General features: G+C 71.7%; 13 protein-coding genes and 1 tRNA gene. 10 read left to right on the top strand and 4 right to left on the bottom strand.

The window, feature by feature from the left end; all coding sequences use genetic code 11:
• Positions 1-831, top strand: an 831-nt coding sequence (locus VP06_RS25910; RefSeq protein ID WP_048466689.1) for an SDR family oxidoreductase, incomplete at its 5' end; no start/stop codon positions are given.
• A 72-nt stretch (positions 832-903) separates the two neighbouring features.
• Here the strand turns inward: VP06_RS25910 and VP06_RS25905 are convergent.
• Positions 904-1,113 carry a hypothetical protein gene (locus VP06_RS25905; RefSeq protein WP_048466688.1) on the bottom strand — a complete coding sequence of 70 codons (210 nt, stop codon included), beginning with the start codon at positions 1,111-1,113 and terminating at the stop codon, positions 904-906.
• Positions 1,114-1,329: 216 nt separating this feature from the next.
• Here VP06_RS25905 and VP06_RS25900 point away from each other — a divergent pair, with 216 nt between their 5' ends.
• The 4 genes from VP06_RS25900 to VP06_RS25885 all read left to right on the top strand — a co-directional run bounded on the left by VP06_RS25900 (position 1,330) and on the right by VP06_RS25885 (position 5,895).
• The gene (locus VP06_RS25900; RefSeq protein WP_048466687.1) at positions 1,330-2,304 is read left to right on the top strand and encodes a glycine--tRNA ligase subunit alpha; all 975 of its coding nucleotides are present in this window, start codon (positions 1,330-1,332) and stop codon (positions 2,302-2,304) included.
• A gap of 85 nt (positions 2,305-2,389) precedes the next feature.
• Positions 2,390-4,504, top strand: a complete 2,115-nt coding sequence (gene glyS, locus VP06_RS25895) for a glycine--tRNA ligase subunit beta (protein ID WP_048466686.1) — start codon at positions 2,390-2,392, stop codon at positions 4,502-4,504.
• Positions 4,505-4,920: 416 nt separating this feature from the next.
• Positions 4,921-5,157 carry a hypothetical protein gene (locus VP06_RS25890; RefSeq protein WP_048466685.1) on the top strand — a complete coding sequence of 79 codons (237 nt, stop codon included), beginning with the start codon at positions 4,921-4,923 and terminating at the stop codon, positions 5,155-5,157.
• A gap of 186 nt (positions 5,158-5,343) precedes the next feature.
• The gene (locus VP06_RS25885; protein WP_156295772.1) at positions 5,344-5,895 is read left to right on the top strand and encodes a hypothetical protein; all 552 of its coding nucleotides are present in this window, start codon (positions 5,344-5,346) and stop codon (positions 5,893-5,895) included.
• A 30-nt stretch (positions 5,896-5,925) separates the two neighbouring features.
• On the opposite strand, the gene VP06_RS25880 is transcribed toward VP06_RS25885, so the two are convergent.
• Both VP06_RS25880 and VP06_RS25875 read right to left on the bottom strand, forming a co-directional pair.
• Positions 5,926-8,436 carry a PBP1A family penicillin-binding protein gene (locus VP06_RS25880; RefSeq protein WP_048466683.1) on the bottom strand — a complete coding sequence of 837 codons (2,511 nt, stop codon included), beginning with the start codon at positions 8,434-8,436 and terminating at the stop codon, positions 5,926-5,928.
• A gap of 3 nt (positions 8,437-8,439) precedes the next feature.
• Positions 8,440-8,784, bottom strand: coding sequence for a hypothetical protein (locus VP06_RS25875; protein ID WP_048466682.1), 345 nt, complete (start codon positions 8,782-8,784; stop codon positions 8,440-8,442).
• Between the two features lie 230 nt (positions 8,785-9,014).
• On the opposite strand from VP06_RS25875, the gene VP06_RS25870 reads away from it, so the two are divergent.
• Together VP06_RS25870 and VP06_RS25865 are read left to right on the top strand one after the other, a co-directional pair.
• Positions 9,015-9,449, top strand: coding sequence for a hypothetical protein (locus VP06_RS25870; RefSeq protein ID WP_048466681.1), 435 nt, complete (start codon positions 9,015-9,017; stop codon positions 9,447-9,449).
• A gap of 85 nt (positions 9,450-9,534) precedes the next feature.
• Positions 9,535-9,610, top strand: a tRNA-Asn gene (locus tag VP06_RS25865).
• 71 nt (positions 9,611-9,681) lie between these two features.
• Here VP06_RS25865 and VP06_RS25860 read toward each other — a convergent pair.
• Positions 9,682-10,587, bottom strand: a complete 906-nt coding sequence (locus tag VP06_RS25860) for a helix-turn-helix domain-containing protein (protein WP_048466680.1) — start codon at positions 10,585-10,587, stop codon at positions 9,682-9,684.
• A gap of 297 nt (positions 10,588-10,884) precedes the next feature.
• On the opposite strand from VP06_RS25860, the gene VP06_RS25855 reads away from it, so the two are divergent.
• From VP06_RS25855 to VP06_RS25845, 3 genes are all read left to right on the top strand, one after another.
• Positions 10,885-11,973: an aromatic ring-hydroxylating dioxygenase subunit alpha gene (locus tag VP06_RS25855; RefSeq protein ID WP_048466679.1), complete on the top strand. Its 1,089-nt coding sequence runs from the start codon at positions 10,885-10,887 to the stop codon at positions 11,971-11,973.
• Positions 11,974-11,978: 5 nt separating this feature from the next.
• On the top strand, positions 11,979-12,947 hold the full coding sequence (locus tag VP06_RS25850; protein ID WP_048466678.1) for a PDR/VanB family oxidoreductase: 969 nt from the start codon (positions 11,979-11,981) through the stop codon (positions 12,945-12,947).
• A 359-nt stretch (positions 12,948-13,306) separates the two neighbouring features.
• Positions 13,307-14,088 (top strand): MFS transporter (locus VP06_RS25845; RefSeq protein WP_048466677.1); only part of this gene is annotated, 782 nt, incomplete at its 3' end.

Genomic DNA, 14,088 nt, shown 5'->3' with positions numbered 1-14,088 from the left:
GGCCAGCCCCAGGGCTTCCCCGGCCTGACCGGGCGGATGAAACCGGAGCCCGACCACGGCGAGGCGAGCTACACGGGCTCGGGCAAGCTCACCGGCCGGGCGGCCCTGATCACCGGCGGCGATTCCGGCATCGGCCGGGCCGTCGCCATCGCGTATGCCCGGGAGGGCGCCGACGTGGCGATCTCCTACCTGCCGGCCGAGCAAGGCGACGCCGAGGCGGTCGCCCAATGGGTCGAGAAGGCCGGGCGCCGCGCCCTGCTGCTGCCGGGCGACCTGAAGGACCGCGCCTATGGCCGCGCAATCGTCGCCCGCACCGTCGAGACGTTCGGCCGCCTCGACGTCGTGGTCAATAACGGCGCCTTCCAGCAGCCGAACCAGGATCTGGAATCGCTCGACGACCAGGTCTTCGAGGACCATTTCCGCACCAACGTCTTCGGATCGTTCATCGTCACCAAAGCGGCCGTGGCCCATCTCAAGCCCGGCGCCTCGGTGATCTTCACGTCCTCGGTGAACTCCAAGCACCCGATGCCGTCGCTGCTGGCCTACAGCGCCACCAAGGGGGCGCTCAGCAACCTGGTCCTGAGCCTCGCCCAGTTGCTCGCCGAGAAGGGAATCCGGGTGAACGGCGTGCTGCCGGGCCCGATCTGGACCCCGTTCATCCCGTCCGGGATGGAGGAGGATTCCGTAAAATCGTTCGGCAGCCAGGTCCCGTTCGGCCGCCCGGGCCAACCGGCGGAGCTGGCCTCGGCCTACGTCATGCTGGCCTCGGACGAGAGCAGCTACACCTCGGGGGCGCTGGTGACGGTGGCGGGGGCGATGCCGGTCTTGTGAGCGCCGGTCGGGACGAGGTCGCGAGCGGGATGAGCGGGAGCATCCTCACCAGTGTTGCGCTGCCGCGCGCCCTCACCGCGCGCAGGCTGGCGCCCCGTAGCCGGCATAGACCACCCGCACGGTCCGGCAGGCCGGGGCCGGGGCCTCGGCGGCGACCGTGGTCTCGGCGAGGGCGGCGGCCGGCTCGCTCTGCGGCGCCCCGGCCCCGGCCCGCACCACCAGCGGGGTCGCGATCAGGGACAGGAGCGCGGCGGCGGCGACCAAGGTCAGGCGGTTCGTCATGGACAGTCTCCCCGAGTCTCGCGCCAAGTCTCCGGACGTATCCGGCGGCGTCCTCGTCTGATCTGTACTGTCAACGAGCTTGACCGTTCCCCGGTTCCGCCGTTCCTGCGGACGGGTGCGATGGCGCACGCGCGCTTGACTCGGAGGCTGCCGGTTCTAAGGCTCCGGCCCGAGAATCGCCCCGAGCCGACACCGCGAGCCCGAGCCCCCGAGACCATGACCGCCACCGACGCCGACCTCCAGCCGACCCGCTCGTTCCAGGGGCTGATCCTGACGCTCCAGCGGTTCTGGGCCGCGCAGGGCTGCGTGATCCTCCAACCCTACGACATGGAGGTCGGGGCGGGCACGTTCCATCCGGCCACCACCCTGCGGGCGCTGGGGCCGAAGCCCTGGAAGGCGGCCTACGTCCAGCCCTCGCGCCGGCCGAAGGACGGGCGCTACGGCGAGAACCCGAACCGGCTCCAGCATTATTACCAGTTCCAGGTGATCCTGAAGCCGAACCCGCCGAATCTCCAGGAGCTGTACCTGGATTCGCTGAAGGCGATCGGCGTCGATCTCGGCCTGCACGACATCCGCTTCGTCGAGGACGACTGGGAGAGTCCGACGCTCGGCGCCTGGGGCCTCGGCTGGGAATGCTGGTGCGACGGGATGGAGGTGAGCCAGTTCACCTACTTCCAGCAGGTCGCTGGCTTCGAATGCTCACCCGTAGCCGGCGAACTGACCTACGGCCTCGAGCGTCTGGCGATGTACGTCCAGGGCGTCGAGAACGTCTACGATCTCAACTTCAACGGCCGCGAGGGCGACGAGAAGGTCACGTATGGCGACGTGTTCCTGCAAGCCGAGCAGGAATATTCGCGCCACAACTTCGAGGCCGCCGATACCGAGATGCTCTTTCGGCAGTTCCGCGACGCGGAGGCCGCCTGCCGCGCCTACCTCAAGGCTGGCGAGCCCGGGCCGGTCGGCGAAGCCGACCGACAGAGCAACGACCCGCGCCACCGCATGGCGCAGCCGGCCTACGACCAATGCATCAAGGCCAGCCACGTCTTCAACCTGCTCGACGCCCGCGGGGTGATCTCGGTCACCGAGCGCCAGAGCTACATCCTGCGAGTGCGGGAATTGGCCAAGGCCTGCGGCGAGGCCTGGCGGCGCACCGATGCGGGCGGTCTCGCGGGCATAGTGCCCGCTGCCTGACATCCGCGCCGCCCGGCGCTACACCGCCCGTCATCATCCTTTCCCGATTCCGGGCTCTCCCGACGGAGGGCCTTGAGGCCGCCCGATGCCCGACCTGCTGCTCGAACTCTTCTCCGAGGAAATCCCCGCCCGCATGCAGCGGCGCGCGGCCGAGGACCTGCGCAAGCTCGTCACCGACGCGCTGGTCGAGCGCGGCTTCCTCTACGAGGGCGCCAAGGCTTTCGCGACGCCCCGCCGCCTCGCCCTCCACGTCGCCGGCCTGCCGGCCCGCGGCCAGGACGTGCGCGAGGAGCGCAAAGGCCCCCGCGTCGGCGCCCCCGAGGGCGCGATCCAGGGCTTCCTGAAGAGCGCCGGCCTCGCCAGCCTCGACGAGGCCACGATCGTCTCCGATCCGAAGAAGGGCGAGTTCTACGTCGCGGTGATCGAGCGGCCCGGCCGCGAGACGATCGAGGTTCTGGCCGAGATCCTGCCGGCGATCATCAAGAGCTTCCCCTGGCCGAAATCGATGCGCTGGGGCGCCGCCTCGCGCGAGCCGGGTTCCTTGCGCTGGGTGCGGCCGCTGCACTCGATCGTCGCGAGCTTCGGCCCCGAGACCGAGACGCCCGAGGTGGTGCCCTTCGCCATCGACGGGGTCGAGATCGGCTTCACCACCCGCGGCCACCGCTTCCTGGCGCCGCAGGCGATCGAGGTGCGCCGCTTCGCCGATTACCTGCCGGCCCTGGAGCGGGCCTTCGTGGTGCTCGACGCCGATCGCCGCAAGGACATCATCCTGCACGACGCCCGCGACCTCGCCTTCGCGCGCGGCCTCGATCTCGTCGAGGACGAGGGCCTGCTGGAGGAGGTGGCGGGCCTCGTCGAGTGGCCGGTGACCCTGATGGGCGCCTTCGACGAGCGCTTCCTGAGCATTCCCCCGGAGGTGATCCGCGCGACCATCCGGGCGAACCAGAAGTGCTTCGTGCTGCGCGGCGCCCCCGGCCCGGACGGACGCGAGCGGCTGGCCAACGCCTTCATCCTGGTCTCGAACCTCGTCGCCTCCGATGGCGGCGCGGCGATCGTCGCCGGCAACGAGCGGGTGGTGCGGGCGCGCCTCTCCGATGCGGCGTTCTTCTGGGAGACCGACCGCAAGGTGAAGCTGGAAGACCGGCTGCCCCGGCTCGACACCATCGTGTTCCACGAGAAGCTCGGCACGCAAGGAGCCCGCGTCGCGCGGATCGCGAGCCTCGCCCGGGCGCTGGCGCCGGTGGTGGGGGCGAATCCCGATCTGGCGGAGCGGGCCGCCCGCCTCGCCAAGGCCGACCTCGTCACCGAGATGGTCGGCGAGTTCCCTGAATTGCAGGGCCTGATGGGCCGCTACTACGCGGCCGAGCAGGGCGAAGACCCGACGGTCGCCGCGGCGATCGAAGAGCATTACAAGCCGCTGGGCCCGAGCGACCGGGTGCCGTCCGGGCCGGTCTCGGTGGCGGTGGCGCTGGCCGACAAGCTCGACACCCTGGTGGGCTTCTGGGCGATCGACGAGAAGCCGACGGGGAGCAAGGACCCCTATGCCCTGCGGCGCGCGGCGCTCGGCGTCATCCGCCTCGTCCTCGCCAGCGAGGCGCGAATTTCCCTGCGGGCGCAGATCGCCACCGCGGCCTCGGGGCACGGGCGGGACTCGGGCGCCTTCGCGGAGGACCTCCTGGCCTTCTTCGCCGACCGGCTGAAGGTGTACCTGCGCGACCAGGGCGCCCGCCACGACCTCATCGACGCCGTCTTCGCGCTTCCGGGCCAGGACGACCTGCTGATGGTGGTGCGCCGCGTCGAGGCGCTCGGCCGCTTCCTCGACACCGAGGACGGCAAGAACCTGCTGGCCGGCTCGCGCCGTGCCGCCAACATCCTGCGGATCGAGGAGAAGAAGGACGGCCGCGCCTACGACGCGGCGCCGGATCCCGCGCTCCTGAGCCTGCCGGAGGAAGCAGCCCTGGCGGACGCCCTGCGGAGTGCCGGCGCCGAGGCGGGCCGGGCGGTGGCGGCGGAGGATTTCGAGGGCGCGATGCGGGCGCTCTCGGCCCTGCGCGCGCCGGTCGACGCCTTCTTCGACACGGTCACGGTGAATGCCGACGACGCGCGTTTGCGCGCCAACCGCCTCGCCCTGCTCCACGCGCTCCGGGCGGCGACCCGCGAGGTGGCGGATTTCTCCCGCATCGGCGGCGAGGGCCGCTGAGAGGGGCCAGGAGAGGACACGCGGGAGGGCCGGTCACCAGGGAACGAGCGACCGGTGTCCGCCCTGGTGATCGGCCGATGCGAGCCGGCCCATCCCGAGTACCTGTTTGAGCAAGTTTTTCTATTCCAGACTTGAGGCAGGTGAGATCATCCTGCCGGTGCGATCGAAACCAGCCACAGGCCATTGATTGGGCGGTTCCATTTTCAAGCGCGGGATCCCTCTCGCGAGGGGAAGAGGGGAACGCGCGCCAAGACAAAACCGCCTTCGATTGTCACCGGTGCAAACACGCGCCGCCTCGTTTTATCTGCAAGGGACGACGAAGCCGGTGTGCCTCTGCCGCGTTTCTCCGATGGGAGAGGGGAGCCGCCCCCCCGGCTCCCGCGGACCACGGCGCGGCGAAGGAAGGCACGGCGACGATGCAGCACGATTCCGCCCGATCGCATCCCGAGAAGCGGGGCCTCCCGGACAAGCCGGGGGCCTCGGCCCGCAGCGTCGTGCTCACCTTGCTGGGCGTCGTGATCGGCACCGCTGGCTACTACGCCTCCTGGCGCTTCCAGACCGCGATCGGCACCCTGGCCGGCATTGCCGGACTGGCGCTCTGCGTGATCGGCACCCACCACGGGCATGACGGGAGCCCGTCGCAAGTCGGGTGATCCCGTCCCTGCGGCAAAACGCAGCCCGGGCGCAGGTGAAACAGCGGGGCGGAGCCTCCTGCCAGGAGCGATGCCCCCTGCGATCCTGGTTAGATCGGCATGGCGGAAGATGTGATCCGTGCTGGCGTGGGATCCCGCGCGCCTATAACTCGGCGGCCCCTCCCGCTGCGCCGGAGAGATTCGACGATGACGTTCCCGAGAGCTGCCCTTGTCCTGACCGCCATGGCCTGGAGCGGCGCCGCCCTGGCCGTCGAGGTGAAGCTGCCCGCCAAGGCGGTGATCGGCCCCGAGAGTCGGGACGTCGCGATGGCGTTCGGCTGCACCCCAAGGCAGTCGCGCACCGCGGCCGGGAGCCTGGTGATCGGCGTCGAGGTCCCGAACTTCGACGCCCTGGAGAAGCGGTTCGACTTCGGCGCCTTCGAGGGCCCGACCGGCACCCGCAAGCCGCTGACGGAGATCACGGTCGCGCAAGGCGTGCGCCTGCCGGCCAGCGGCGCCATCGCGGTCGACGGCACGAGCTTCTCCCTCGGCGTCGCCGCGGCCCTCCGCGGCGAGGAGGCCGCGCTCCGCAAGCTCAGGACGATCGCGGCCGCGGCGAGTGCCGGGCCCGGAACCTTGCGCTGGCGTCAGGAGAGTCCGCGCAAGGGCGATGCCCCGATCCTGGTGACGGTGCCGGTCTCGGCCGCCGACGCGGACCGGCTCAAGGCGGCTTTGGCCCCCTGCCTGACGGGCCAGTAGGCGGGCGAGCGATCGCGCCGGGCAGGACCGTCACCGCCGCCAGATCCCGATCCGGTTCGAACGGGCCTGCTCCTCGGCCGCGAGCAGGTCCGGCGTGGCATCGGCACTGGCGCGGCCGCCGCCATTGAACAGGATCAGCTCGGACAGGTCCTTCCCGTCGAGGGAGCAGCGATAGGCGCCCCCCTCCCCTGCCGGCGCGCAGGCGACGTCGCGCCGGCGCAAATAGCGGCCGAGTTCGCGGGCGTTGCGGCCCGAGAGGCCGTCGACCCCGACGAGCCGCACCGTGCGCCCGTCGAAATCGAGCGTGCCGGTATCGACCACCGCCGGGCTGCCCCGCAGCACTGCGCGGCCCGTCACGTCGCGATCGTCAAGGTCCCGCGCCCGGGGATCGGCGTCCGGCTCAGGCAGGCTCGCGGTTTCCGGCCGCGGCCCCGGGGAGGTCCCGGGATTCTGGCGCGCCGCCTCCGGCCTGGGCGCCTCGCCCTTGCCGGCCTTGGCCCGGGCCGCCAGCGCTTGGGTGACGACATCGCGCCAGATCAGGGCCGGCATGTCGCCGCCGGTGACGCCGGCCATCGGCGCATTGTCGTCGTTGCCGAGCCAGACGCCGACCACGAGGTCGCCGGCAAAGCCGATGAACCAGGCGTCGCGGCTGTCCTGGGTGGTGCCGGTCTTGCCCCCGGCCGGCACCGAGACCCGGGCGTTCTTGCCGGTGCCCTCGCGGACCACGGCGCTGAGCAGGTCGAGCATCGCGGTGCGGGCCGCCTGGTCGCGGGCCGGGGTCGGGGCGGTCTGCGGCCGGGTGTAGAGCGGCTGCTCCCGGGCGAGGATCTGGCGCACGCTGTAGGGCTCGATGCTCTCGGCCCCCGCCGCCACCGCCGCATAGGCGCGGGTCATCTCGAGGAGCGTGGTCTCGGCCGAGCCGAGGGCGAGGCTCGGCAGGTTCGGCAGGTCCGAGGTGACGCCGAGGCCGCGCGCCGTCTCGATCACCGCCGGCATCCCCACCGCCTCGGCGAGCTGCACCGCCACGGTGTTGATCGAATGGGCGAAGGCGGTGCGCAACGAGACCGCGCCGCGGTAGCGCCCGCCGTAATTCTCCGGCTCCCACTCGCCGATCTGGGTCGGCCGGTCCATCATCGTCGAATCCGGCCGGTAGCCCTGGCGCATCGCGGTCAGGTAGACGAACAGCTTGAACAGCGAGCCCGGCTGGCGCTTGGCCTGGGTGACGCGGTTGAACTGGCTGTCGGCATAGTCGCGCCCGCCGACCATGGCGAGGATCGCCCCGTCCGTCGACATCGCCACCAGGGCGGCCTGCGAGACCTTGCGCCGCTCGCCGTCCTGGTCGAGGCGCCGCGCGATGACGCTCTCGGCGATGTTCTGGAGCGTCAGGTCGAGGGTGGTGCGGACGGTGGCGTCCGCCGGCCCGGTGCCGATCAGGGCGCGGACCGACTCGGCGACGCTGTCGACGAAGTAGTTGGTGCCGACCGGCGTCTCCGTCGGCACCCGGACGGTGGCAGGCGCGCGCTTGGCCGCCTCCGCCTCCGCCGTCGTGATCGCGCCGGTCTCCACCATGGCGTCGAGCACCTGGGCGGCGCGGCCCCGGGCGCCGTCGAGGTTGCGATGAGGGGCAAGCTGCGACGGCGCCCGCACCAGGCCCGCCAGCATGGCCGCCTCGCTCAAGGTCAGGTCCTTGGCCGGCTTGCCGAAATAGCGCTGCGCCGCCGCATCGGCGCCGTACACGCCGGCGCCGAAATAGGCGGCGTTGAGGTAGCGGGTGAGAATCTCGTCCTTCGGCAGCTGCGATTCGAGCCACAGGGCCAGCACCGCCTCCTGCACCTTCCGCTTCAGGGTGCGGTCCTGCGACAGGTAGCTCATCCGCACGAGCTGCTGCGTCAGGGTCGAGCCGCCTTCGCGGGTGCCGCCGGCGGCGGCGTTGCGCAGGGCTGCGCGCGCGAGCCCGCGCAGGTCGATGCCATGATGCTCGTAGAAGCGGCGGTCCTCGATCGCCACGATCGCCTTGGCGAGGACCGGCGGCACCTCCTTGGGCGAAAGCTTCGCCCCCTTGATGACGCCGCGTGTGGCGAAAGCCTGCCCGTCGGCGGCCCGCATCACCAGGGCGGAGGCGGTGGGCTCCACCGTGAGCCCGCCATTCACCGGCAGGGTCGCGAGGGCGTAGCCCGCGTAAGCGAGGACGAGGCCGACCGCGAGCGCCGCGCTGGCCGCGCTGAGCCGGAGCCAGGGCACCCGCCGGGCGAAGGCCGCGGCCGGACGCCAGAGCGCCGCCGTGGCCGAGGCGGCACGGCGGGAGGCGGGATGCCCGGCGACGCGGCCGGCGGCCGCCCGCACCCGCGACAACCCGGATCGGGCGGCCGGGCCGATCCGGGCACCAACTCCGGCAGCGGCGCGGGAGATGCCCGCGAACCGCCCCTCAGGCCGGCTCTCCGGCGGCGCCTCCGCGGGAGCGGCCGGGCGGGCCGCCCCGCCGAGATCGAGCCAGTCGCGGTTGCGGTCCCCGGGTCCGGGTGCGGGCGGCCACTCGCTCAAGGCTCAGCGTCCCGCCTGGCGCGGCTCGATCCAGCGCGCCGGACGGGCGGCGGCGGGACGGCTGAAATGCAGCCCTCGCATATGCCGGTGGCGCCGGTACTGGTAGCGCCCGTAATGGCGGCGATGGTGCCAATGGCGCCGGTGATGCCAGTGCCGGCGGTAATGGCGCCGGTGATGCCAGTGGCGGCGATGCCAGTGGCGATGGCGGCGCCAGCGGACGGTCTCGACCGTCGAGGGCTGGTCGAGGGCGGTGGTGACCGCGGCGCTCGGCATCAGCGGCGAGGCAGCGGCGAGCCCGCCGAGGCCGGTGAGCAGGAACACGGCCAGCAGGAGGGTACGAAGGCGCATCGGGGCTCCGGGCGGTGGATCGGGGCGGCGCGGCGCGGCACCGGAATGCCGCCCCGCACGAAGATCGGAACTCAACGCCAAGCTCTGCCGTTCCGTTCCGGCGCGCCGGCTTTGCGCAGGTGCAAGGATCCGCAGTTCCGAGGGTCCGCAATCCCAAGCCTGGCCGTTGCGTGGGGATGCGTTAGGTTGGGCGTGTCACGCGGTCCTTCGCGTGAGGAGAGAGGTATGCCATGCGGCCGGGCGTGAAACGGCTCTATCGGTGGTCGGCGGCGGCGGCTCTGCTCGTTGCCGGCATCGGCGCGGCGGAGGCCGGGTGCGTCCGGCGCGTCATCAACCGCTCGCCCTATTTCGCGGTGGCGAGCCGCAACGGCGGACCGAGCGTCGGCATCCCGCCCCATTCCTCGCGCTCGCTCCGCATGCTGGCGCCGGGCCGGGTCGACATCGCGGCCCATTGCGCGGGACGGGGACCGCGCGGACGCCTCGTTCCGGTCGGGCCGCCGGTGGCGCAGGACAGCTACACCTTCTCGGCGATCCTCGACCGCTGCGATTACGATCTCGGCCTGATGGGGTTCGGCCAGGGCGGCACCGAGCCGTTCGTGCTCAATGTCCCCCGCCAGGGCGACCTGACGGTCGGCCCGTTCGGCCCGGCCTGCCCGCCGCGCTGAGGCGCGAGATCGGGGGGTTGCGCGGCCGAAGTGAACTGGCTAAGAAGCCCCCGTCGGCGGTCACCGAGGCCACCGGCAGCGACGTTCCCCGATAGCTCAGTTGGTAGAGCAGGCGACTGTTAATCGCCTTGTCGTAGGTTCGAGTCCTACTCGGGGAGCCACTTTCCTGCTCCTGACCCGTGATCCGAACCCTGCGGTGGCGCATCTTGCGCCCGCAATCGTCGTTCGGCCGTCAGGACTCCTGCGCCAGATTGGCCCGCCGGAACGCCGCCGGGCTCAGGCCCGCACGGGCCGCGAAGAACCGCGAGAAATACGCCGGATCGTTGAAGCCGAGATCGAAGGCAATCTTCGAGACCGGCAGCGTGGTGTAGACGAGGCTGCGCTTGGCCTCGAGCATCAGCCGATCGTGCAGGATGCCTTGCGGCGAGCGCCGCACCGCCTCGGAACAGGCGGCGTGCAGCCGGTCCGGGCTGACCCCGAGCGCCGCCGCGAAGCGGGCGACCGGCCAGCCCTCGCGTAAGTGCGCCTCGACCAGACGGCGGAAGCGGCGGTGCAGGTCGGCGCGGGCGAGCGCGGCCGGCTCGGTGATCGAGCGGGCGGCGCGGGTGCGCAGCACGCCGACGACCAGGAGCTTGGTGAGGGCCGCGACCGCGCTCGCCGCGCCCGGCAGGGCGCCCGCGGCCTCCCGCATCAGGGTGTCGACGAGGCCCGCGAGGTCGAGGTCGATCTCCTCCGGCGAGCCCGACCGGCCGCTGAACGTCGCCTCGGTGGTCGCGCGCAGACGGGCCGCGTCCGGGTCGGGATCGAGCACGGCGGCGAGGAAGTCGTCGGCGAGCGACAGGACCACCCCGTCGGTGCCGGGCCGGAACGAGAAGGCGTGCACGACCCCGGACGGCACCCAGACCAGCCAGGGGGCCGAGAAGTCCTCGCGCCTGGCATCGAGCGACAGGGCGCCATGGCCGCGCGTGACCACCAGCCCCTGGGTCAGGGCGCCGTGACGGTGGGGCGCGATCTCCCAATCATGCAGGGCCGCGCTGGTGCCGATCCGCTCGGCATGGACGAAGCTCGGGACCGTCGCCTCGGCCGTCTCGCCGTAGAGGCGAAAGACCGGGATCGGCCGCTCCAGCCGCGTTGGCATCGTCGTCTCCTCCCGGCCGTAAGGCTAATCGCCGGCGCCAGATCCGTCCAAGAAATTCCGGGGCGCGTCCATGGTCGGGGCCGGAGGTCCCGGCTAGCGTCCCGGTGTCGAACCGGACCAATTCCAAACACTTGATCCGGCTCGCGAAACTCTTGTGCGGCGCAGCATCGGCCGGCGCTCCGGCGGGTCCTCGGCGAGGGCTCCGGCCGGTGGCCCGATACGGCCAAGCCCGGCGCCGCATCGACGGCCGGCACGCGGCGACAGACCCGTGCGGCCACCCTGCGAGGGAGGGACACGATGAGCGACCCGAACGGCTTCCCGCTGAACGCCTGGTACGCCGCCGCCTGGGGCCACGAGATCGGCCGGGCGCTGACGCCGCGGCGGATCTGCGACAAGGACGTGGTGCTCTACCGCCGCACCGATGGCGGGGTCGCGGCCCTGGAAGATGCGTGCTGGCACCGGCTGATGCCGCTGTCGCTGGGCCACCTGAAGGGGGACCAGGTGATGTGCGGCTATCACGGTCTGGTCTTCGACGCGGCGGGCCGCTGCACCTTCATGCCGGCGCAGGAGACCATCAACCCCTCGGCCTGCGTGCGCGCCTTCCCGGCGGTCGAGCGCTACCGCCTGGTCTGGCTCTGGATGGGCGACCCGGCGCTCGCCGATCCCGACCTCGTGCCGGATTTCCACTGGAACAGCGACGCGCCGTGGGTCGGCGAGGGCGGCACCTTCTACAGTTTGAAGTGCAATTACCGGCTGGTCATCGACAACCTGATGGACCTGACCCACGAAACCTATGTCCATGCCGGCAGCATCGGCGACGAGGCGATCACCCGCAGCCCGTTCGAGGTGACGCATACCGACCGCTGCGTCACGGTGGAGCGCTGGATGGAGGCCATCGAGGCGCCGCCGTTCTGGGCGCGGAACCTGGGCAAGCCCGGCCTCGTCGACCGCTGGCAGATCATCCGCTTCGAGGCGCCGACCGTGGTGGCGGGCGATGTCGGGGTGGCGCTCGCCGGCACCGGCGCCCGCCAGGGCGACCGCTCCCAGGGCGTGAACGGCTTCTTCCTGGCGGCGATCACGCCGGAGACCGCGACGAGCTGCCACTATTTCTGGAACTTCGTGCGCAGCTTCCGCACCGACGACGAGGACCTGACCCGGTCCCTCAATCGGGCGCACGTCAATGACGGCAAGGGCGTCTACGACCAGGACCACGACGTGCTGGAGGCCCAGCAGCGGGCGATCGACCGCCAGCCGCGCCAGCCGTTCTACAACCTGAACATCGATGCCGGCTCCCTGTGGGCGCACCGCCTGATCGACGGGATGATGGCGAAGGAGGGCCGTGATCCGGCCAAACGCCTCCCGTCCGTCGGCATCGCGGCGGAATGACCGCCATGGCCGCGACCGACTGGCAGCCGGCGCGCCTGCGCGCCACCCGGGCGCTGACGCCCGACATCCGCCTCTTCGAGATCGCGCCCTCGGAGACCGCACCGGCCCCGCCCGGCAGCCATCTCGGGGTGGCGGTGATGATCGGCGAGCGGCCGGATACCCGCTCCTACTCGCTCCTCGATTCCGGGGCGGACGGGCTCTACCGCATCGCCGTGAAGCGGCTGCCCGACAGCCGCGGCGGCTCGGCCTACATGCACGGGCTGGAGCCCGGCGCGCGCCTCAGCATCTCGGGTCCCCGCAACCATTTCGGCCTCACCCTCGGCCGGCCCGGCTACCTGCTCGTCGCCGGCGGCATCGGCATCACGCCGCTCCACGCCATGGCGCTGGCCCTGCACCAGGCCGGCGCGCCGTTCCGCCTGCTCTACGCGGCGCGAACCCGGCAGGACCTGGCGCTCGCCGACGACCTGCGGGCGCGCATCGGCGACCGGCTCGAGACCGTCACCGACCAGGAGGGCGGACGGATCGACCTGCCGGCGGCGATCGCCGGCCTCGCCCCCGGCGGCGAAGCCTATCTCTGCGGGCCGTTCGGCCTGATGGAGGCGGCCCGCAGGGCCTGGGCGGAGGCCGGCCGCCCGGCGCAAGGGCTGCGGTTCGAGACCTTCGGCACCGGCGGCCGCCACGCCACCGAGCCGTTCACGGTCCGCATTCCGCGCCTCGCCAAGGAGATCGTCGTCTCCCGCAACCAGACCCTGCTGGAGGCCCTGGAGGCGGCGGGCGTCGGCATGATCCACGATTGCCGGCGCGGCGAATGCGGCCTGTGCACGGTGAAGATCCTCGGCCTCGACGGCACGGTCGATCACCGCGACGTGTTCTTCAGCGATGCCCAGAAGGCGGCGAACGCCCAGCTCTGCACCTGCGTATCGCGGGTGGTGGGCGGCGGGATCACGATCGATACGGCGGACCGGGCGGGATGAGACCTGGCTGTCCGGCTCGTAAGGGATAGAGCATTTTCCGACGAAGTGGATACCGGTTCGTCGTAGACAATGCGGCAAAATCAATGAGCGAGAGAAGCTTCGCGATGGCAACGCAATCGTGAAGCGCTCTAGCCGCCGCACCTCGGCCGCCTCCCTCGTCATCCCGGAACTCGCCAAAGACGAGAGCCCGGAATCCAGAACCGCAGCAATGTCAGAAGGAGGCGGAGGGCGCTCCGCTTCATTCTCTCCGACCTGAAGATCTGGAGTCCGGGCTCCGCTGCGCGGCCCCGGAATGACACGGTGCGTGCCATCACCCGGGCATCATCAAAAAGACCATCACAAGATTGGGGAAGAACGCCATGTCCACCACACCCGACCTCACCGATCCGCGCGCGGCGATCCGCCAGGGCGCCATGACGCCGTTCCAGGTCGCCGCCGTGGCGGTCTGCGTGCTGATCTGCGCGCTGGACGGGTTCGACGTGCTGGTGGTCGCCTTCACGGCGGCCTCGATCGCCAAGGACTTTGCCCTGAAGCCGACCGATCTCGGCCTCCTGTTCAGCGCCGGCCTCGCCGGGATGGGGCTCGGTGCCCTGCTGATCGCGCCCCTCAGCGACCGCTTCGGCCGGCGCACCACCCTGCTCCTGTGCCTCGCCATCCTGTGCACCGGCATGCTGGCCGCCGCCGCCGCAGGCAACCTGACCGAACTCGCCCTGGTGCGGCTGTTCACCGGGCTCGGCATCGGCGGGGGGCTCGCCACCGTCAACATCGTGGTGGCCGAATACGCCACCGACCGCTGGCGCAACCTGTCGATCTCGTTGATGTCGCTGGGCTATCCGATCGGCGCGACGCTGGGAGGGGCGTTCTCGGTCACTCTCATCGCGGCCTATGGCTGGCGCTCGGTCTACGTCTTCGGCGGCCTCGTGGCGCTCGCGCTGGTCCCGGCGGTGCTCGCCTTCCTGCCGGAATCCCTCGACTACCTCATCGCCCGCCGCCCGGCCGGGGCGCTCGCCAAGGTCAACCGGGTGCTCGCTCGCCTCGGCCGGCCGGCCCTCGACGCACTGCCGGCCCCGTCGCGGGCGGGTGAGGGCCGAGAGGCTGGCGCCGGCCTCTCGGCCCTCACCCGCCCGCGACGGGGCCGGCA

The sequence above is a fragment of the Methylobacterium aquaticum genome (genome assembly GCF_001043915.1).
Taxonomy (GTDB): domain Bacteria; phylum Pseudomonadota; class Alphaproteobacteria; order Rhizobiales; family Beijerinckiaceae; genus Methylobacterium; species Methylobacterium aquaticum.
Note: the sequence above shows the minus strand (reverse complement) of the source record. Positions and strands in the feature narration are given on the sequence as shown.

What these genes read in the sequence shown, in the direction of transcription:
- VP06_RS25905 (WP_048466688.1), bottom strand. Translation starts at nt 1,113, where the DNA reads ATGACGAACCGCCTGACCTTGGTCGCCGCCGCCGCGCTCCTGTCCCTG.
- VP06_RS25900 (WP_048466687.1), top strand. Translation starts at nt 1,330, where the DNA reads ATGACCGCCACCGACGCCGACCTCCAGCCGACCCGCTCGTTCCAGGGG.
- glyS (WP_048466686.1), top strand. Translation starts at nt 2,390, where the DNA reads ATGCCCGACCTGCTGCTCGAACTCTTCTCCGAGGAAATCCCCGCCCGC.
- VP06_RS25890 (WP_048466685.1), top strand. Translation starts at nt 4,921, where the DNA reads ATGCAGCACGATTCCGCCCGATCGCATCCCGAGAAGCGGGGCCTCCCG.
- VP06_RS25885 (WP_156295772.1), top strand. Translation starts at nt 5,344, where the DNA reads ATGACGTTCCCGAGAGCTGCCCTTGTCCTGACCGCCATGGCCTGGAGC.
- VP06_RS25875 (WP_048466682.1), bottom strand. Translation starts at nt 8,784, where the DNA reads ATGCGCCTTCGTACCCTCCTGCTGGCCGTGTTCCTGCTCACCGGCCTC.
- VP06_RS25870 (WP_048466681.1), top strand. Translation starts at nt 9,015, where the DNA reads ATGCGGCCGGGCGTGAAACGGCTCTATCGGTGGTCGGCGGCGGCGGCT.
- VP06_RS25860 (WP_048466680.1), bottom strand. Translation starts at nt 10,587, where the DNA reads ATGCCAACGCGGCTGGAGCGGCCGATCCCGGTCTTTCGCCTCTACGGC.
- VP06_RS25855 (WP_048466679.1), top strand. Translation starts at nt 10,885, where the DNA reads ATGAGCGACCCGAACGGCTTCCCGCTGAACGCCTGGTACGCCGCCGCC.
- VP06_RS25850 (WP_048466678.1), top strand. Translation starts at nt 11,979, where the DNA reads ATGGCCGCGACCGACTGGCAGCCGGCGCGCCTGCGCGCCACCCGGGCG.